Raw genomic sequence first — 19013 nt, forward strand, 5'->3', positions numbered from 1 at the left:
CATGTCTGACTCGGACCCACACGTTCGCACCGCTTTATCGTTAGCAGTCCTGACCTTCGTCGCGGTGCTCACCGGATGCTCGATGGTGCCCGGCCAGCGCATGGTGACGCCGCCTACCGTCCCCGAGTCCGGCGGCGAGTACAGCACGGAGCCGAGCCAAAACGTCCAAGTGCCGATCACGGACATCAACCTGAAGCTGATTCGGACGATGAACGAACAGGCCCAGATGCATCCGATCTCGGACCAGACGCAAGCGCTGTTCGGCAAGCCCACGCCGTATCGCGTCGGTCCCGGCGACGTGCTGCAGATCACCGTTTGGGATCACCCCGAACTCGCCGCCGCCCTCGGGCAGCCCACGCAGACGACGCGTACCGACGACGCGGCGCCGGGCTTCGTCGTCGATGAATCGGGCAACGTGGAGTTCCCGTATGCGGGCACCGTCCATGTGGCCGGCGACAGCATCGAGCAAATCCGGCACAAGATCGTTTCGCGCATCAGCAAGGTCTATAAGAGTCCCGAAGTGACCGTGCGCGTCGCCTCGTTCCGCGCGAAGGAAATCTATATCGACGGCGACATCGGCAAGCCGGGCGCCGTGCAGGTCAACGACATTCCGATGACGCTGACGGAGGCCCTCGGCCGCGCAGGCGGCTTCACCGATGCGGCCGACCAAAGCCGCGTGACGCTCGTGCGCGACGGCAAGACCTACCCGATCAGTTTCGCGGCGCTCGTGCGGGCAGGGCACAGCCCGTCGGAGATCGTGCTTCGTCCCGGCGACATGGTGCACGTGGGCTCGCGCGATGAAAACGGCGTCTACGTCATGGGCGAGGTGAACAAGCCCGCGACGATCATGCCGATGCGCGACGGCAGACTCACGCTCGCCGAGGCGCTGTCGCAGGCGGGCAGCCTCAATCCGGGCACGGCCGAGGCCAAGCAGCTCTTCGTGATCCGCGATTCCACGGGCAGCAACCCGCAGATCTATCACCTCGATGCGACTTCGCCCGTGTCGATGGTGCTGGCCAATCAGTTCGAGCTCAAGCCCAAGGACGTCGTCTACGTCGATAACGGCGCGCTCGTGAAGTTCAACCGCGTGCTCAGCCTGTTCTTGCCGGCGATCAATGCGGGTTTGACGGCGGCGATCGTCACGAAGTGATCAATCGGCGCGCCAACCCCGAGCGCGGCGGCGCGCCAACCCCGAGCGCGGCGGCGCGCCAACGATGCGAGCGACCACTATGGCTATGAATTTCGAGCATCGCTACACGGATTTCGCGTCGGGCGACGAGCTTCGCCTATCGGACTATCTCCAGTCGATCGCGACCAACTGGCGGCTGATCGCAACGATCACACTGGCCGTGACGGCGCTCGGTTCGGCCTATGCGTTTCTTGCGCGGCCCGTGTACGAGGCCAACGCGATCATTCAAGTCGAGGACACCCCGAACGCCGACAACGGCGCGGCCGCCGATATGCGGCAGCAAATCGAGCCGCTCTCGCGCATGTTCGAGACGAAGGCGACGACGGCCGCGCAGATCGAGCTGCTCAAGTCGCGGCTCGTGACCGAGGCGACCGTGCGCGACCTGCGTCTGGACATCGATGCGGCGCCGCATACGCCGCCCGTCGTCGGCCATTTGCTGACGGCGCTGACGACGGGCAAATTCGGCTTCACGATGCCGCCGTTCATGGACCTCGGAGGCTTCGCCTGGGGCAACGAGAAGATCGACGTGGCGAGCCTCGACGTGCCGAGCGCGCTGTTCGGCAAAACGTTCACGCTGACGGCGGGCGAGGACGGCGCGTTTTCGCTCAGCGATCCCGACGGCATCGCGATCGCGAGCGGGCGCGTCGGCGAAGACGTGACGGGCGCAACGGCGGCGGGCACCGTGCGCGTGCACGTCGATCGTCTGACGAGCCGCCCGGGCACGCGCTTCGATCTCGCGCGCTCGTCGACGCTCGATACGGTCGAGCGCTTGCAAAAGCAACTCTCCGTGAAAGAAACGGCACTGCAGTCGGGCGTCATCGCGCTGGTCCTGCAAGGCGCGAACCCGGCGCTGACGGCCGACGTCGTCAACGGCATCGCGCGGCATTTCATCAAGCAAGACGTCGATCGTCGCTCCGCCGAGGCCGAGCACACGCTCGCATTTCTCGATCAACAGCTTCCGAAGCTGCGGCGCGAACTGGACGCGGCCGAAGATCGCTACAACACGTTCCGCAACAATCACGGCACCGTCGATCTGAGCGAGGAAAGCCGGCTGCTGCTGCAACAGGTCGTCGACAACAAGACGAAGCTGGCCGACCTGGAGCGTCAGCGCGCCGATCTCTCGCAGCGCTTCACGTCGAGCCATCCGGCCGTCGCCGCGCTCGACGCGCAGATCGCGCAGCTCAAGGGCGCGCAATCGGAGATGACCAAGAGCGTCGCCGCGTTGCCCGATACGGAACAAACGGCGCTGCGTCTGCTGCGCGACGTGCGCGTCGATACCGAGCTCTATACGAACATGCTCAATAGCGCGCAGGAGTTGCGCGTCGCGAAGGCGGGGCAAGTGGGCAACGTGCGCGTCGTCGATTTCGCGGAGACGCCCGATAAGCCGATCTGGCCTAGGCGCTTCCTCGTCATCTTCATCGCGTTCGGCGGCGGGGTGTTCATCGGTATCGTCGCTGCCTTCGTGAGGAAGTCGCTCTATGGCGGCGTCGAGCGCGCCGACGAGATCGAGGGCGCGCTCGGCGTGCCCGTGTTCGCCGTCGTGCCGCGCAGCGGCTTGCAGTTGCGGCTTCAGCAAAACGTCATGATGCGCCGCCAGGGACTCCACGTGCTGGCCGCGCAGTCGCCGCAGGACATTGCCGTCGAGGGCGTGCGCAGCCTGCGCACGTCGCTGCAGCTCTCGCTCGATCAGGCGCCGAACAACATTGTCATGCTGACGGGCTCGCGCCCCGACGCGGGCAAGTCGTTCCTGTCGGTCAACCTCTCCGCGCTCGTCGCGTCGGCCGGCAAACGCGTGCTCGTCATCGACGGCGACATGCGGCGCGGCGAAGTCCATTCGCACTTCGGCGTGCGGCATCAGCCGGGGCTCTCGGACGTGCTGCGCGGCGGCGACCCGGAAGCCGCGATCGCGCGCGAAGTGCTGCCGGGGCTCGACGTGCTGGCGAAGGGTTCGCTGCCGGCGCATCCGTCCGAGCTCTTGATGAGCGATCGCTTCCGCGAAGTGCTCGAGGCGCTCTCGCGCCGCTACGACCTCGTCATCATCGACACCCCGCCCGTGCTCGCCGTCACGGATTCGACGCTGATCGGCAAGTACGCGGGCACGACGCTGCTCGTCGTGCGCTATGGCCGGCATCCGATCGGCGAGATCGAGGAAACGGCCAAACGGCTCGAGACGGGCGGCGTGAACTTGAAGGGCGTGCTGCTGACCGACGTGCCGCCGGCCATGCCGCTGCTCGGAGGGTCTTACAAAGGGGGGTACTACGGCTACGACAGCATTGCCGAATGACCACATCGACGCGGCGTGCGGCAGGCTGCGCATGTCGACGACTGACGAGGATCGACGAATGAAACGCAAGGTCGCATTGATCACGGGCGTGACGGGGCAGGACGGCGCGTATCTGGCCGAGTTGCTGCTCGACAAAGGCTACGAGGTGCACGGCCTGAAGCGTCGTACCTCGCTTTTCAATACCGATCGGATCGATCACCTTTATCACGATCCGCATGAGGTCGGCGATGCCGATCGGCAATTGCATCTGCATCATGGAGACTTGACCGATTCCACGAGCCTCTTGCGCGTCATTCAAATCGTCGAGCCCGACGAGATCTATAACCTCGCGGCGCAGAGTCACGTGGCCGTGTCGTTCGACGAGCCCGAGTACACGGCCAACGCCGACGGGCTCGGCGCGCTGCGCATCCTCGAGGCGATCCGCATGCTGGGCTGCCATCAGCGCACGCGCTTTTATCAGGCATCGACGTCCGAGTTGTTCGGGCTCGTGCAGGAAACGCCGCAGCGCGAAAGCACGCCGTTCTATCCGCGCAGCCCTTATGCAGTGGCCAAGCTGTTCGCCTATTGGACCACCGTCAACTATCGCGAGGCGTACGGCATCTATGCCTGCAACGGGATCTTGTTCAACCACGAATCGCCCGTGCGCGGCGAGACGTTCGTGACGCGCAAGATCACGCGGGCGCTGGCGCGCATCGCCGTCGGGCTGCAGCGCGAGCTTTATCTCGGCAACTTGTCCGCGTTGCGCGACTGGGGGCATGCGCGCGACTACGTCGAGATGCAATGGCTGATGCTGCAGCAAGCGGTGCCCGAAGATTACGTCATCGCGACGGGCGAGCAGTACAGCGTCCGCGAATTCGTGCAGCGCGCGGCGGCCGAACTCGGCATCGTCGTGCGGTTCGAAGGGAGCGGGCTCGATGAAGTGGCCTTCGTCGAACACGTGGACAGCCGCGAGACACGCGTGTCGCCCGGCGACGTCATCGTGCGCGTCGACCCGCGCTATTTTCGGCCGACCGAGGTTCAAACCCTGCTCGGCGATTGTTCGAAGGCGCGCGAAAACCTCGGCTGGCAGCCACGCACGCCGTTTGCCGCGCTCGTGCGCGAGATGGCGCTGGCCGACTATCAGATCGCGCGGCGTGACGCGCTCGTGACGATGGCCGGCTTCAAGACGCTCGAGCATCACGAGTGAGAGCGAGACGATGAATTCGCACACGCGCATCTTCGTCGCCGGCCACCGCGGCATGGTGGGTTCCGCGCTCGTGCGGGAGTTCGCATCGCACGGTTATCGCAATCTCGTCACGCGCGATCATGCAACGCTCGATTTGACGGATCAACGTGCCGTGCGCGCGTTCTTCGCCGACGAGCGCGTCGACGTCGTGCTGCTGGCCGCGGCGCGTGTCGGCGGCATTCTGGCCAATTCGACGAAGCCCGCAACCTTCATCTACGAGAACCTTGCGATCGAGACGAACGTGATCGACGCCGCTCGCCGAGCGGGCGTCGAGCGCCTCGTGTTCTTCGGCTCGTCGTGCATTTATCCGAAGCTGTGTCCACAACCGATTCGCGAGGCATATCTGCTGAGCAGCGCGTTGGAGCCGACGAACGAGCCCTACGCGATCGCGAAGATCGCGGGCCTCAAACTGTGCGAGGCCTACAACCGCCAGTACGGCACGCGCTATGTCGCGTTGATGCCGACCAATCTCTACGGCCCGAACGACAACTACGACCCAGCCGGCAGCCACGTGCTGCCGGCGCTGCTTCGCAAGGCGCACGAGGCGAAGCTCGCGCAGGCGGCGACGCTGACCGTGTGGGGCACCGGCGAGCCGCGCCGCGAGTTCTTGCACGTCGACGACTTAGCGGCCGCGACGCGGTTCGTACTCGAGCATGAGGTGAGCGACGGCGTGTTCAACGTGGGTGTCGGCACCGACCTCACCATCCGCGAACTGGCACAGCGCATCGCCGCGGTCGTCGGCTTTCGCGGCGAATTGATCTTCGATCGAACGAAGCCGGACGGGACGCCGCGCAAACTGCTCGACGTATCCCTGCTGACGGACAGGGGGTGGCGCGCGAGGATCGGCTTGACCGATGGTATTCGCGCCACTTATGCGCAATATGCCGCGCAGCATCGCATGCTCGATGCGGCTTCGAACGGATGAGCCAGCATGACAGCCACAGTGACGATCTTTCACAACGTCGTCTGGTCGCGCCACAAAGGGGCCGTGTTCACGGCGCTCTACAACCTGTCGGCGTCGGGCACGATTCGCTACGCGATGGTGCAGATCGCCGATACGGAGACAGAACGCCTCGGCTTCTCCGACGTCGACTACTCGTTCCATCGCTATCCGATGCGCAAGTTGTTCGACGGATGCTACGACGACGTACCGACATGGCGGATGATCGCGCGGCTCACGTCGGAAGTGTTGAAGACGAAATCGGAGCTCGTCGTGTTGCCCGGCTACCATCGGCCCGAATATTGGGCGATGCTCGCCGCGTGCATCGTGACGCGCAAGCGGCGCGCCGTGTTTTGCGATTCGACTGCGCTCGACCGGCCGCGCCGGCTCATGACGTCGATTCCGAAGCGCATCTTCTTTTCGCTGTGCGACGGCTACTTCGGCTTCGGCGAACGCAGCCGCGAGTACTTGATGTCGCTCGGCGCCAAGCGCGAGCGGATCTTCGTGCCGTGCCAAGCCGCCGCGCTGCCGCGCTCGTTTCTGCCCGAACGTGCCCTCGACGAGCGCTTGGCGGCGCGGCGCGACGCCGCGCCCGTGCTGCTCTATGTCGGCCGCTTGTCGGAAGAGAAAGGCATCGGCACGCTGCTCGATGCGTTCGTGCGCGTACGCGAAGCGTTGCCCGATGCGACGCTGCGCATCGTCGGCACCGGTGTGCTCCACGATGCGCTCGACGAGCGTGTGATCGCGCTCGGCTTGAGCGATGCCGTGCGCTTCGTCGGCAGCCAGCAGGACGAACCGTTGTCGCGCGAATACTTCGGCGCGACCTGCCTCGTGCTGCCGAGTCATAGCGAGCCGTGGGGGCTCGTCGTCAACGAAGCGTTGAGCCATGGCTGCCCGGCCGTCGTCAGCGATCGGTGCGGTTGTATGCCCGAGTTGATCGTCGAGGGCGAGACGGGATGCTCGTTTCCGGCGGGCGATATCGAGGCCCTTGCGCGCACGTTGATCGATGCGATCGCGCGTTTCGGCGATGCGCAGCGCACGGCGCGCGCCTGCATGTCGCGCATCGCGCGCTTCGACCCGCGCTCGGCGGCGGTGAACATCGAGCGCGGCTGCGTGACGATGCTCGGCGAGCCCCGCGACGGCTGCACGGCTTCGCGTGCGAGCGGTATCGGACGATGAAGCTGCTCCTCTATGGCCTCAATTACGCGCCCGAACTGACGGGAACGGGCAAATACACGGCCGAAATGGCCGAGGCGCTGGCCGCGCGCGGACATGAGGTTCATGTCGTTTGCGCGCCGCCGTATTACCCGGCTTGGCGGGTTGCGGCGGGATGGTCGGCGTGGCGCTACGGCCGCGAAGTTCGGGGCGGCGTCACGGTGCGTCGCGCGCCGCTCTGGGTACCGTCGCATCCGCGCGGAGCGACGCGCGTGGCTCACCTGGCGTCGTTTGCACTGACCTCGATTCTGCCGATGCTCGCACAATGGCGCTGGCACCCCGACGTCGTGATCGCGATCGCGCCGACGCTGCTGTGCGCGCCGGCGGCGCTGGCGCTCGCGCACGCGACGCGGGCACGGGCGTGGCTGCACGTGCAGGACTTCGAAGTCGACGCCGCGTTCGGGCTGGGCTTGCTCGTGCAGCCGCATGCGGCGCGTGTGGCGCATGCGTTTGAACGGGCCGTGCTGCATCGATTCGACGTCGTCTCGTCGATTTCGCCGAAGATGGTGGAGCGGCTGCTGATGCTTGGCGTGGAGCCGTCGCGCGTGCTGTGTCTGCCCAATTGGGTCGACGTGACGACCATCCGGCCGCTCGATCGGGCCAGCGTGTATCGGCAGACGCTCGGCATATCGGACGACGAGAAGGTGGTGCTCTACGCGGGCAACATGGGTGCGAAGCAAGGGCTCGAACATCTCGTATCGGCCGCTGCGTTGCTCGAGCGGCGCACGGATATCCGCTTCGTGTTCTGCGGAGACGGGTTGTTGCGCGAGGAAGTGGCGCGGCAATGCGCGGGCCTTGCCAATTGCGTGCTGATCGGGCTGCAGCCCGCGGCGCAACTCAACGAGCTACTCAACGTTGCGGACGTGCACGTGCTGCCGCAGCGCGCCGACGCCGCCGATCTCGTGATGCCGTCGAAGCTGGCGGGGATGATGGCGAGCGGGCGTGCGATCGTCGCGATGGCGCGTGAGGGGACGCAGCTTGCGGACACCCTGGCGGGGCGCGCGGTTGTGGTGGAGCCCGACGACGGGCCGGCGCTTGCACGCGCGATCGAGGCGGTGGCCGACGATGCGCAGATGCGTGCGCGCCTGGGCGAATCCGCGAGGCGCTATGCGATGCAGGCGTTCTCGCCCGATGCGGTGATGGAGCGGCTGGAGCAGCGGTTGTATGGGGCGCTCATCGATAGAACTGGGCCTGAGACTGAAACATCCGCGCGTACTTTCCGTCCGCCTCGATGAGCGCGTCGTGCGTTCCGCTTTCGACGATCTGTCCGCGCTCGAGCACGACAATGCGGTCGACGAAGCGCGTCAGCGCGAGGCGATGGCTGACGATGAGCATCGTCTTGCCGGTTGCGGCCGCCAAGACGAGACGCATGACGTCGGCTTCCGATTCGGGGTCGAGCGCGGACGTCGGTTCGTCGAAGAGCAGGACGTCTGCGTCGCGAGCGTGTACGAGTGCGCGGGCAATCGCGAGCCGTTGCCATTGCCCGCCGGAGAGATCGACGCCGTCTTCCACTTCCATCGTCAACGGCGTGTCGGGCTGCGCGGCCAGATCATGCAGTCCGACGGCTCGCAACGCTTCGCGTAGGGCGCTGTCGTTGCGTTCGCCTTGCGCTAGGTTGTCGCGCGCGCTCAGCGGAAAGCGGGCGAAGTCTTGGAAGACGGCGACGATGCCCGGCCGACGGCCGTCCGATCGTCCCCATTCGAGCGTGCCCTGTGTCGGCTCGTAAAAGCCGGCGAGCAATTTCATGAGGCTCGATTTCCCGGCGCCGTTGTCTCCGACGAGCGCCACCGTTTCGCCGTGGCGAACGTGCAAGTCGATGTGACGCAACGCGTGCTCGTGTGCATCGCGGTAACGAAAAGCGACGGCTGACAGCCTCAGGGCTGGTGCGCCGTGCGATGCGCGTTCTGCCTCGGTCGTGCTCGGTCGCTCGTTCTGTTTGCGCGAAGCATGCTCGGCCAGCAGCGCTCGATAGGGCCGCATACTGTAGCAAACGCCGAGCAGATCGCCAACGTTGTAGACGATCGCTGCGAGTCCGTCACGTAGCTGAACGAGCGCCCCGAGAAAAATGGCGAGATCGGCAACGCCGAAGCGTCCGTCATGGAAGCCGGCGGCAATCGCGTACAACGGTATGCCCAGGCAAATGCCCGCAATCAGCGATGCGAACGTCAGCTTGATTGCATTGCGCGTGCGGACCTGCCGCGCCGTGACCAAATACGCGCCGTACCGATTGCGCCATCGCGCGAGCAGCGGCGCCTGCATGTCATACACGCGCAAGTCCTTGGCGAACTCCGGTTGTGTCAGGACGCGTTCGAGAATGCGCAATTCGTTGAACGTGGATGCGTAGCTTTCCTGCACGTCCCAACTCGCGTGCTCGGCCCTTGCGCGAAGCAGCATGAACGGCGCCATGCCGGCGAGCATCAGACATGGTATCCACCAAGCAGTCGCACCTGTCATCAGCGTGACGGGAATGATCAGCACGACGCCGAGGCTGACGGCATAGAGGTGGCCGACAAGGTCGCCAATCGCGTCGCCGGCGCCGGCGCAAAGGACAGCTGTTTCGCGCAGCGTTTTGTCTTCGTGCACGCTCAGATCCGGAAAGGTCGATACCACGCGGTTGACGTCGGCCTTCAATATCATGCGCACGGCATCGCGCAGCGTGTCGAGCACGAAGCTCGAGATGGTGGACAGGCTGTCACCCATGGCGCTCAGCAAAACGTAAGCGATGATCAGTGAGCCAACGGTGGCGACGGGATGGCCGGCCGACAACCTCGAAATGAGTTGCGCCGAAAAGTATATGAGCGCGGCAGGAACGAGGCCGGCCATCGCGTTCAGTGCAATGGTCGAGTAGAACGCGCGCGGCGCCGCGCGCCTCATCAGCGACAACGAATCGAACAGGTTGCGACTCAACGAGGTAAAGCGATTCGTCATAGGAGCGCGCACAGTGGACGGATCGATAGATCCGCAGCGAGTTGCGTGCGTGGACGCGAGAATCGGCGCAGCCATGCTTCGAGGTCGGCGACTCCACGGATGAAGTGATAGTGAGTGCCGAGATCGGCGTTCGGATCTTCCGTCGCGACGATGTAGGCGAGCAGATGCCGCCGGAACGACGGTTGATCGACGAGCCCGCTTCGATGGAGCAACATTGGCTTTTCCGTCAAGCGATACAGCGCCGCGGCGCTGTTGTGAAACATGCGTCGCGCCATCAGCGCATAGCTCGTCTTGTGCGTCTTGCCGTGGATGAAATCCGGGAGCTGGTCTCGATAGGCGGCGCGCGCGAGCCGTTTCGATACGGCGTACGGGTTGGCGCGGTCCAGCCGCTGATAGTCGTGATGGACGTGCGGTGGGGTGGACAGCGCGAATGCGATCATTCGAGGATCGAGGAACGGATGGGAATGCACGCAGAGCGTATTGAGCGAATCGAAGTACGACGCGCGCGGGAACAGCATTGCGTGCGTCGCATGGTGCCCCACGAACCTGAAACGCGGCGAGCGAGGCGGTGTCGCGGCGTGTTCGCGTGCTATGGACGACAACGCCGGCGCGAGGTAGGGCGGTGCGGCGAGCCGGTCCGGCGCGCGAGCGCCGCGTCGCCAATCCAGATACGCCAGCGCTGGGCAGACTGAGTTCAGCAGGTGCCGATAGTAGGCACGCGAGCGCGGGCGATGGCCGCAATTCTCGGTCAGGTAGCGATGTGCCGCGCGGATACCGTGTTCGGCCCGGATCGAGTCGACGATACATTCGTGCATCGATTCGCCGAGTATCGCGTCGCCCCCTTCGCCCGTCATGACGAGTCCCGGCGGTGTGTTTTGCTGGACCAAATAGGCGTATGCCTCCTTGATCAAGGGATTGGCGCAAGTGTCGGGACCGTCGACCCACACGGGCCGATCGGCCTCGGACGGCAGCCGGAGCAGATGATCCGCATAGAGCATCCGATGCGGCAAATCGCGCTGCGCAAACAGGGCTTCGAGCAGCTTGTCGTCTTGGCTCATGACGAGGTCTGCATCGTTGAAGCTCATCGTGATGGACATCGGCGGCGGATGGTTCGAGGCAAGGCATGCGCCGAGCACCGTGCTTGAATCGATGCCACCGCTCAGCAGCAACGCACTCGCGCCTGAGGCGAGGCGGTCCCCCACGCATTGATCGAGCGTTTGTTTGAATGCATCGACGTAATCGCGCCGGCCGATTTTGTCGACGTTTTCAGGCACGAGCGCATCGGCGCGTGCGCTGACGGCGACATCGCCTGTGCGGCGGTCGACCGTCAGCATGCCGCTGGGGGAAAGCTTCTTGATGCCGTTGAAAAACGTCATGCCCTCGGGCGATTCGTTTTCGCCGACCATCAGTGTGTGGCTCAGGAAATAGCGGCAGGCCGGTTCGCTGACGGCGACGTCCACTTGCGGCGCGATGAGGATCAGCCGTAAATCGCTTGCAACGATGAGACGATTGCCCGCGCCGCGATAGTAGTAGACGGGATGCGTTGCATAGTGATCGGTGGCGGCGGTGGCGGTGTCCGCGCTCAGGCTCGCGAAACTGAACTCGCCGATGAGCAACTGCGCGGAGGGTGCGGTGGCGATGACATCGTCCCTGAGCGCGGAATAGAGGCGGCCGTCTGAGGTATCGCGCGCCCAGCCCGTATAGGCGACGTTGCCGACGAGCGGCATCGCGCGCGGGCGTTGGGTGTGATGGACGTAGCGGGCGCAACGGGGGTAATGGGCGGGCTTCAGCAATGTGTCGATTTGCAGCAGGGTCCCGCCGGGGCTGTCCATGCGGCGTAGCGCGTCGACCTCGACTGCCTCGAACTGCGAGAGCAGCGCTTCGACATAGCGTTGCGTGTCTTCACGCGTATACCGTAGGAGCATTGTCCAGAATCGCACGTTCCTTCATCCAGGTTTGAATGGTGGTTTCGGGGGTAAGTCGCTTGATCTCGGTAAAGTCGCGGGGATCGGCGCCTCGGGGGTTGACGATCTGCGTGCGCCCATTGGCCGCGTACTCGAGCCATGCGTGACCGAGGAGCTTCTTGTCCTGTTTTTTGATGCCAACAATGATTTCGGCGGGGATGCCGTATGTCATTGCGACGATCTGCGCAACCATGCACGCGGAGTAGCAAGATGCATAGCTGAGTTCGCTTTCGTCGAGACGATAGATTGCATCGCATATGCTCTGCAGATCGACGGAATCAGTTCCTTGTACATATGTCGTGGTTCTGAAGATAAATGAGGGAAAAAGAGACTTGCAGATGATTAGATAACCGTCTTCTATCGAATGATTCGTCAAGATCGCTCGCACGAGCCCGTGCAGAGCCAATATCATTGGCACGTCATGCTTCACGGAGTACTCCCAAATCGAGCAGCAGATGAATCGCTTCTCGAATGAGCGCTGCGGCATCGTCGGAAGCACGCTGCTCTCCGACGATGAGTTCAACGATCTCAGACTCGGACATGGGCGGACATTTCCAGTCGAGCACGTCCCAAACCGAGCGCCCCGCACCTTCGATACCAAAATATTGCTGATGTTTGGCGCTGAATACGATGAGCTCGTTGTCGAGGGTCAAGTGGTCGGTCGTCGCGATCGAAAACCGCGTCTCGGGCGGCGTGTCGTAAGTTGTCGGCATGTTCGTTGAACAGTACGCGGCTCGGGCGAACAGAGAGAAATCATTCGCCCAGGAGGAGAGCAGTTAGCCAGCAATGTGGTTGAAGATAACTATCCTTTCAGGCCACGTCCGAACATGCCGTCGCCGGGACGAGATTTCTTGGATAGGATGACCGAGAGGAACGAGCCATAGGCGATGATTTTCGTTGGCGTAATCGAGGTGGCAATCATAATGACTCCGCAATAAGTAAGTGAATGAGCGTCTCACGAATGCGATGCAGTTCGTGAGACGGTTCGATTGTCCGTGTAATAAAAACGAAAGGCTATAACGGATGGTGGAGTTATTCTTCTATTGAGAAATGGAACCGAAATTTCCGTATGCCCGCGCGTGCGTGCCCGATGGAAATGCGGGGTAAATCATAAAAATATTGAGGTACTCGGAAGCAGTCCTATTTATTCGTATTTTCAAGTTTCCCTAAAGCCTAGCGATTACCAGGGCATCTTATAGACCTGTCCTACCGCCTTCCCGACGTCGCCCGAGCCGTGATAGATCGACAGCGCCGAGCCCAGCGGCGTTTGCGAGCCGGGGTCGGCCTTGTTGGCATAGGGCTTACGCGGGTCATCGTTGCCGTTGCCACCCCCCGCCGCTACGAGCGGCCGCGCGCCGACCTTAGCGGCCGGCTGCGGCCCATAGCGGCCTCCCGCCAGCGCGCCGCGCGGCACCTGTTCCGTGCCGGTCAGCGCTTGCTCGGTACGTTCTGGCGAATCGAAGGCCGCGCTGTAAGGATCGCCCGGGGGCGCCGGTGCGCCGAGCAGCGCCTCGGGGTCGCCGCCTACCGCTTCGAGTCGATCCGCCTCGGCTCGCGCGGCCGCATCGCTGTCCTCGGGCGTTGTCCGTTGCGCTTGCCCGTTGGTGCCGGCAGGGACGTTCGCATTCTGCTGTGCTTGGGCGCAGAGCGTGCCCGCGGTGCCGAGCCATACACCGAGCGCCGCACCCAGCAGCGCGCGAAGCAGCGGCCCAAGCAGCGCTGGCCACACCCTTCGACAACCGGTCGTCACGGTCGCCTCCATTGCTCCCATTGGCACGCTTCTCATGCTCGCGCGCGGGCTGCTGCACGCCCCGCCAAAACACCGTCGGCCGCCGCCATCCGCCGGGGCCGTTGCACGCAAAGGCGCGTCTCGCGCACGATAATCGTCGCTGAAATCAGCACGAAACATGGTGGTGCGAACCGATATGAACCGCCCGATCGAATCCGTCGAGCATGCCACCCAGGGCAGGCGGATCAGCGTGAGGCTCGAACCTCTTTCGTCTGACGCATCGAGCACGACCGGCATACGCCGCACGTTGGTCGGCGACCGCCCTGCAAACGCGGATGCAAACGTCGAAGCAGATCCGAACGCGAACGCCGAACCCATCCCCGTCATCGACCTCGGTCGAGCCGGGAAGGGCAACTGCGTCGCGGGGCGCGGGTTGCTCGTGCAAGCCCTGTGGTTCGTGTTGGAGGCGTGTGTCGTCAACAACAAGCTCAATCCCAGCTCGGCGCTGCGCATCGCACTGCTGCGGCTGTTCGGCGCGAAGATCGGTACGGGTTGCCGTTTTGTACATCCGTTGCGCGTGAAGGCGCCGTGGAATCTCGAAGTGGGGGATCACTGCTGGTTCGGCGTCGACGTCTGGCTCTACAATCAAGCGCCGATCCGCCTCGGCTCGCACGTGTGCCTGTCGCAAGGCGCGTTTCTGACGACGGGTTCGCACGATGCCGCCGCGACGATGGACCTGCGCGTCGCGCCGATCGTTATCGAGGACGGCGTTTGGATTACCTCGAAATGCGTCGTGCAGATGGGCGTGCGCATCGGACGCTCGGCCCTCGTGACACCGCTCTCGGTCGTCCATCGCTCGCTCGCGCCCGGCGGCGTCTACGGCGGCAATCCCTGCCGCTTCATTCGCCCTCGCTTTCCCTCCGAAAGTTGATGCGCCGTTATCGCCGACCTGCGCGCGCGTTGCGCCGGCCGCGCTTCGCGCGCGACCGCAAGCTCGATGCGAGCTTACGTCGCCGTGGCGGTAAGCGCCGAAATCTTGTCGGGAAAATGCGGCACGGCGGCCCGAAGATTAGGGAAAAGCGGGAGCAGCCATGTTCATCGACACACGGGGCATCGACGAAGGCCGAGAGATCGAAACGACGGTATGTATCGTCGGTGCAGGGGTCGCCGGGATCACGCTCGCGCTCGAACTCGATCGATGCGGGATCGACACGTGTCTGCTCGAAAGCGGCGGCTATCGTCCCGACGACGATACGCGCGATCTCTACCGCGGCGAGAACGTCGGCTTGCCTTACGCGTTCGCCGACGGCAGTCGCAGCCGCTATTTCGGCGGCAGCAGCAATTGCTGGGGCGGCTGGTGCCGGCCGCTCGATCCGTGGGACTTCGAGAAGCGCGATTGGGTGCCCGGCAGCGGTTGGCCGTTCGGGCTCGACGAGCTGGCGCCGTATTACGCGCGCACGCACGCGCTGCTCAAGCTCGGACCGAACGATTTCGAGCCGTCGTTCTGGGAGCGATCGATCGGACGCGCGGACGTCAAACGATTGCCGCTCGTGACCGGCAACGTGCGCGACACGATCGCGCAATTCAGCCCGCCCGCGCGCTTCGGCAAGCTCTATCGCGGCGATCTCGAGCGCTCGCCGCACATTCGCGTGTTTCTGCATGCGAACGTCGTGCACGTCGATACCGATGCCGATGCGTCTCACGTCACGCGTGTTCAAGTGACGACGCTGACGGGCCGGCGCATGACCGTCGCGGCCAAGCGTTTCGTACTGGCCGCGGGCGGTATCGAGAACGCGCGCTTGCTGCTGGCGTCCAATCGTGTGCAAGCGGCCGGCCTCGGCAACGCCTACGACAACGTCGGCCGGTATTTCATGGATCATCCGCGCATCATGTCGGCGAGCGTGCGCTTCGCGCCGGCTTGGTCGCGCAACAAGCTCTACGACATCAAGTATCACTATCAAAATGCCGCGGTGTCGGCTCACGGTACGCCCATTTCGTCCCAATTCGCATTGACCCCCGCCGTGCTGCAGCGTGAGCGCTTGCTCAACTCGCGGGTCTGGTTCTTTTCGCTTTTCTACGGCGAGGGCAGCGAAGGCGCCGAGGCGTTGATCCGCTGCAAGCAGGCGTTGCTGAACAAGGATCAGCCCGGCTGGCACTTGAGCGCAGACCTCGCGACGATGCTCCGGCATCCCGTCGATACGGCCGGCTTCGGATTGACCCGCCTGCTGCAGCCGCGCGCGCTGATCCGCGACGTCAAGCTGCAGGCGATCGTGGAAGCACAGCCGAACCGCGACAGCCGCGTGACGCTCGGCGAGCAATGCGATCGGCTCGGCATGCCGCGCGTGAAGGTCGCATGGCGGCTGACCGAGCTCGCGCAGCGCACGTTCGATCGCACGTTCGCGCTACTGGCTGAAGAGCTGCAAGCGTGCGGCGTCGCGCGGGTCGTGCTCGACCCGCCGCTGGAAGGCCGCGCTTGGCCCGCCGAACTCGAAGGCACGTGGCACCACATGGGCACGACGCGGATGCACGATTCGCAGCGGGAAGGCGTCGTGGATCGCGATTGCAGAGTGTTCCTCATCGACAATCTGTTCGTTGCGGGCAGCTCCGTGTTTCCGACCGTCGGCGCCAATTTTCCGACGATCACGATTGCCGCGCTGGCGCTGCGTCTGGCCGACCATCTCGTGCACTTGCTGCGCACGCCCGACGCGGTGGCCGCCTCGAAACCGGCGTGTGCCCCAGCCGGCGACGCGGTAGCGCCGTTCGTGGATGCGTTGCCGTTCGCCGCGGTGCTCGCGCGCATCGTCAAGCACTGAACGGGGGCGGCGCGAGGGCTTGAAGCAGAGTGCGCGCGTGCGCATCGATCGTGAACCGCGCCGCGAATGCGGCAGCGGCTCGCGTTCGCATGCGGGCAGCGGAAGACGGATCGAGCGAGAGCCAATGGCGCAGATTGATCAGCGTGCCCTCGACCGTATCGGATGCGACGAAACCCACGCGATCGGCATCGACTTCGCGCCAAATGTTGATCTTGTCGGAGATGAGGACCGGCGTGCCGCTGGCGAGCGCCTCGACGACAGCGACGCCGAAGTTTTCCTGATGCGACGGCAAGACGAAGGCATCGCTCGCGCCGAACGCGCCCCACTTGCAATCGCCTTGCAGCAGGCCCGTCCAAGTCACGCGCTCGGCGATGCCGAGTTCGCGGGCAAGGGTATGAAGCTGCGCAACGGTGTCGCCGTCGCCGGTGCCGGCAAAGACGAGATGCAGCAGCGGCTCCGTCGTCGCGACACGTGCGAAGGCACGCAGCAGGAGGTCGCAGCCCTTCTTCGGATGAAGCCGGCCGAGAAACAGCAGCAGACGCCGGCCGGCCAGTGTCGGGTAGGCCGCGAAGAAGCAATCGCGCAGGCGCGCCGCATCGCCGGGCGGCGCGGCGGCGCCGAACGAGACGACGCGCTCGCGTGTGCGATAGAGCCAGAACGATTGCCGCGCGAGCAAGCGCTCTTCTTCGGTCGTAAACAAGACGGCGCGCGCATCGCGCAATACGCGGTATTCGCCCCAGGGCCAGTAGAGCCACTTCTTGACGTGCTTGAGCGGATAGGCACTCTTGAACCACGGATCGAGCATGCCGTGCGGGAATACGTAATAGGGCACGTGGAGCCCGCGCAGCGCCTGCCGCGTCGCGAAGCCGTGGTATTGCCAGAGGCCATGAACGATGACGGCATCGAAGCGCGGCGCGTGCTCGCGCAGCCAGAGCGGCGCGCGCGGCGCACGGCCGTATTTGCCGTGCCCGGGGCCTAGCGCTGCAACGGGCATGGGTGCATCGGCGAGAAACGCGGTGCCGGGCGCGTCGAGCGTGGCCGCCTCGACGACGTGGCCGAGCTTTGCGAGCGCGAGCGCGCATTGGCTTACGCCCTCCACCGGCCCGCCCGCGGCGGGGTCGAGCGTGGGCAGGACGTTGAGCAGCTTCATGAGGCGACCGCACCGACGCGCGGACGTGGTGAGCTTGGGGAGCTTGTCGATGCGGCGGCACGGCGAACCGAGCGGGCCTCGCGCTGCGCCAACTGTGCGTGCATGGCGACCATGAGCCCGAGACCGACGCCGAACACGAGCCCGGAAAACCGTGGGCCCAGCGGATTGCCGCCGATCGAGGCGGCCGGCAGCGCCGCCGTGAGTAAGATCGCGCGGCCGAGCACGGGCAGTTGCGGCGCGTCGGGGGCATACACGCGCCAGCGCCGATAGGCGATCGTACAGCGCGCGAGCGCGTAGAGCAGCGCAAGCGGGAAGGCGAGCCCGAACAACAGGCCGCCCGCGAAGAACTGATAGACCCAGAAGTTGTGTCCCGCGGCCCAATCGTGTTCCGCGTAGAAGTCCTTTTTGCTTATCTGCCCGGCCAGATCGGGCAGGTAAGCCGGCGAGTAGCGATAGTCGTGGCCATAGCCCTCTCCGACCAGCAGCGAGAGCGGCGTCGAGACGACTTGGTCGTATTGGTTGCGAATTTCGGCAAGGCGCGTGATCGTCGTCGGGTCTTCGCCGCTGCGCGTGCCGGTTTTCGCGAAGTCGACGCGTTGCACCCAGTGCTCGGTCACGCCTGGGAACCATGCGGCCGCCGCCAGCGCCATGACGCCGAGCATGACGGCGACGAGCGCCGCGCGCAGCGCCGTGCGCGCGAGATGGTGCGTGCCCGCGGCGCTCATCCAGGCAGCCAGCGCGAACAGCAACGCGGTACCGACGAGCAGCGAGCGCGTGACGCTCAACAGTTCGATGATGACCGTCGCCATGAACAGGCCGAGCGTGAGCGCCGTATAACGCTTGGCGATCACGAATTCGTGCAGCAGCACGGCTTGCAGACCGAGGAAGGTTACCGAAACGATACGGTAGCGCACGTCCGCGAGCGATCCGGCGACGAGCAGGCCGTAAAGGCAAGTGAAGGCGAGGCTGATGACGTTGGCCCAAAGGAGGGCCTTCTCGAACTGCTCCAAGCGTGCCTCCTGCCAGGGGCGGCAAGCGGCGACGAAGCCGAGTTGAAATAGCGCGAACGGCAGCAGCACGCGCAGGTATTGGCCGGCGCTGTTCTCTTGCAGCCATTGGGTGACGATGCTCGCGGGCACGGCGAGCATGAGCGAGAGCGTCACCACCGTGCGCAGCCGCGAACGTTCGCGAAAGCGAGGCCCGATCAGGGCGAGGATGACGCCCGATCCCAGGACGGGAATCGTCAATAGAATCTGCGCCAGATGGCTATCGCCGGTGGCCGCCGCCTTGTAGTCCATGGCGAGCGGAAACACGAACAGCCAGATCCATAAGTGCGCATACGGGTTGCGTGCCGCTTGGCGTGCCCCCGATGCGAATCGGTATCGCGCCTCTGTCATGTCGGATCGCTTCCTATTCGTTGGCGGGATGGCCCGTTGATGGTCGCAGGCCCGATGCACGAGCCGACTATACCGCTCGCACGGGTGCCGGGTCGTCGCTTGGCGGCGCGCGCCTAGCGCTTGGCGGCGCAGGTCTAGCGTTCGGCCAACGCGGCCGGACGTGCCGCACCGATCGCGGT

16 protein-coding genes are annotated in these 19013 nt (G+C 64.7%); 8 read left to right on the forward strand and 8 right to left on the reverse strand.

All coding sequences use genetic code 11. From position 1 onward, the window contains the following. Position 1 precedes the first annotated feature (1 nt). From J3485_RS04375 to J3485_RS04400, 6 genes are all read left to right on the forward strand, one after another. Positions 2-1150, forward strand: coding sequence for a polysaccharide biosynthesis/export family protein (locus J3485_RS04375; RefSeq protein WP_206951337.1), 1149 nt, complete (start codon positions 2-4; stop codon positions 1148-1150). Between the two features lie 79 nt (positions 1151-1229). Continuing rightward, positions 1230-3473 carry a polysaccharide biosynthesis tyrosine autokinase gene (locus tag J3485_RS04380; protein WP_206951338.1) on the forward strand — a complete coding sequence of 748 codons (2244 nt, stop codon included), beginning with the start codon at positions 1230-1232 and terminating at the stop codon, positions 3471-3473. 58 nt (positions 3474-3531) lie between these two features. Next, positions 3532-4659: a GDP-mannose 4,6-dehydratase gene (gene gmd / locus J3485_RS04385; RefSeq protein ID WP_206951339.1), complete on the forward strand. Its 1128-nt coding sequence runs from the start codon at positions 3532-3534 to the stop codon at positions 4657-4659. A gap of 10 nt (positions 4660-4669) precedes the next feature. Further along, complete coding sequence (locus tag J3485_RS04390; protein ID WP_206951341.1) at positions 4670-5623, forward strand: GDP-L-fucose synthase family protein; 954 nt, start codon at positions 4670-4672, stop codon at positions 5621-5623. A 6-nt stretch (positions 5624-5629) separates the two neighbouring features. Then, the gene (locus tag J3485_RS04395) at positions 5630-6817 is read left to right on the forward strand and encodes a glycosyltransferase family 4 protein (RefSeq protein ID WP_206951342.1); all 1188 of its coding nucleotides are present in this window, start codon (positions 5630-5632) and stop codon (positions 6815-6817) included. Next, the gene (locus J3485_RS04400; RefSeq protein WP_206951343.1) at positions 6814-8088 is read left to right on the forward strand and encodes a glycosyltransferase WbuB; all 1275 of its coding nucleotides are present in this window, start codon (positions 6814-6816) and stop codon (positions 8086-8088) included. The genes J3485_RS04395 and J3485_RS04400 overlap by 4 nt, the downstream gene beginning before the upstream one ends. Here J3485_RS04400 and J3485_RS04405 read toward each other — a convergent pair. The 6 genes from J3485_RS04405 to J3485_RS04425 form a co-directional block, all read right to left on the reverse strand. Further along, entirely contained in the window at positions 8027-9781 is a 1755-nt protein-coding gene (locus J3485_RS04405) for an ABC transporter ATP-binding protein (RefSeq protein ID WP_206951344.1), read from the reverse strand. The genes J3485_RS04400 and J3485_RS04405 overlap by 62 nt on opposite strands. After that, on the reverse strand, positions 9778-11706 hold the full coding sequence (locus tag J3485_RS04410) for an asparagine synthase-related protein (RefSeq protein WP_206951345.1): 1929 nt from the start codon (positions 11704-11706) through the stop codon (positions 9778-9780). Before J3485_RS04410 ends, J3485_RS04405 begins: the two co-directional genes overlap by 4 nt. Then, positions 11684-12175 (reverse strand): lasso peptide biosynthesis protein, encoded by a 492-nt coding sequence (locus J3485_RS04415; protein WP_206951346.1) that lies wholly within the window; start codon positions 12173-12175, stop codon positions 11684-11686. The genes J3485_RS04410 and J3485_RS04415 overlap by 23 nt, the downstream gene beginning before the upstream one ends. After that, positions 12165-12398 carry a hypothetical protein gene (locus J3485_RS04420; protein ID WP_206951347.1) on the reverse strand — a complete coding sequence of 78 codons (234 nt, stop codon included), beginning with the start codon at positions 12396-12398 and terminating at the stop codon, positions 12165-12167. Before J3485_RS04420 ends, J3485_RS04415 begins: the two co-directional genes overlap by 11 nt. A 149-nt stretch (positions 12399-12547) precedes the next feature. Then, the gene (locus J3485_RS29630; RefSeq protein ID WP_445267848.1) at positions 12548-12667 is read right to left on the reverse strand and encodes a lariocidin family lasso peptide; all 120 of its coding nucleotides are present in this window, start codon (positions 12665-12667) and stop codon (positions 12548-12550) included. A 258-nt stretch (positions 12668-12925) separates the two neighbouring features. Beyond that, positions 12926-13495, reverse strand: coding sequence for a hypothetical protein (locus J3485_RS04425; protein WP_206951348.1), 570 nt, complete (start codon positions 13493-13495; stop codon positions 12926-12928). 175 nt (positions 13496-13670) lie between these two features. Between J3485_RS04425 and J3485_RS04430 the strand changes: the two genes are divergently transcribed. Both J3485_RS04430 and J3485_RS04435 read left to right on the forward strand, forming a co-directional pair. Further along, the gene (locus tag J3485_RS04430; protein ID WP_242538479.1) at positions 13671-14405 is read left to right on the forward strand and encodes an LbetaH domain-containing protein; all 735 of its coding nucleotides are present in this window, start codon (positions 13671-13673) and stop codon (positions 14403-14405) included. Between the two features lie 160 nt (positions 14406-14565). Further along, positions 14566-16287, forward strand: coding sequence for an FAD-dependent oxidoreductase (locus J3485_RS04435; protein WP_206951349.1), 1722 nt, complete (start codon positions 14566-14568; stop codon positions 16285-16287). Here the strand turns inward: J3485_RS04435 and J3485_RS04440 are convergent. Together J3485_RS04440 and J3485_RS04445 are read right to left on the reverse strand one after the other, a co-directional pair. After that, on the reverse strand, positions 16277-17437 hold the full coding sequence (locus J3485_RS04440; RefSeq protein ID WP_206951350.1) for a glycosyltransferase: 1161 nt from the start codon (positions 17435-17437) through the stop codon (positions 16277-16279). The genes J3485_RS04435 and J3485_RS04440 overlap by 11 nt on opposite strands. Beyond that, positions 17434-18834, reverse strand: coding sequence for a hypothetical protein (locus tag J3485_RS04445; RefSeq protein WP_206951351.1), 1401 nt, complete (start codon positions 18832-18834; stop codon positions 17434-17436). The genes J3485_RS04440 and J3485_RS04445 overlap by 4 nt, the downstream gene beginning before the upstream one ends. Positions 18835-19013 lie beyond the last annotated feature (179 nt).

Source organism: Trinickia acidisoli (genome assembly GCF_017315725.1).
GTDB lineage: Bacteria > Pseudomonadota > Gammaproteobacteria > Burkholderiales > Burkholderiaceae > Trinickia > Trinickia acidisoli.

Excerpts from the sequence above, each read along its gene's own strand:
- J3485_RS04375 (WP_206951337.1), top strand. The coding sequence starts at position 2 with ATGTCTGACTCGGACCCACACGTTCGCACCGCTTTATCGTTAGCAGTC.
- J3485_RS04380 (WP_206951338.1), top strand. The coding sequence starts at position 1,230 with ATGGCTATGAATTTCGAGCATCGCTACACGGATTTCGCGTCGGGCGAC.
- gmd (WP_206951339.1), top strand. The coding sequence starts at position 3,532 with ATGAAACGCAAGGTCGCATTGATCACGGGCGTGACGGGGCAGGACGGC.
- J3485_RS04390 (WP_206951341.1), top strand. The coding sequence starts at position 4,670 with ATGAATTCGCACACGCGCATCTTCGTCGCCGGCCACCGCGGCATGGTG.
- J3485_RS04395 (WP_206951342.1), top strand. The coding sequence starts at position 5,630 with ATGACAGCCACAGTGACGATCTTTCACAACGTCGTCTGGTCGCGCCAC.
- J3485_RS04400 (WP_206951343.1), top strand. The coding sequence starts at position 6,814 with ATGAAGCTGCTCCTCTATGGCCTCAATTACGCGCCCGAACTGACGGGA.
- J3485_RS04405 (WP_206951344.1), bottom strand. The coding sequence starts at position 9,781 with ATGACGAATCGCTTTACCTCGTTGAGTCGCAACCTGTTCGATTCGTTG.
- J3485_RS04410 (WP_206951345.1), bottom strand. The coding sequence starts at position 11,706 with ATGCTCCTACGGTATACGCGTGAAGACACGCAACGCTATGTCGAAGCG.
- J3485_RS29630 (WP_445267848.1), bottom strand. The coding sequence starts at position 12,667 with ATGATTGCCACCTCGATTACGCCAACGAAAATCATCGCCTATGGCTCG.
- J3485_RS04430 (WP_242538479.1), top strand. The coding sequence starts at position 13,671 with ATGAACCGCCCGATCGAATCCGTCGAGCATGCCACCCAGGGCAGGCGG.
- J3485_RS04435 (WP_206951349.1), top strand. The coding sequence starts at position 14,566 with ATGTTCATCGACACACGGGGCATCGACGAAGGCCGAGAGATCGAAACG.
- J3485_RS04440 (WP_206951350.1), bottom strand. The coding sequence starts at position 17,437 with ATGAAGCTGCTCAACGTCCTGCCCACGCTCGACCCCGCCGCGGGCGGG.
- J3485_RS04445 (WP_206951351.1), bottom strand. The coding sequence starts at position 18,834 with ATGACAGAGGCGCGATACCGATTCGCATCGGGGGCACGCCAAGCGGCA.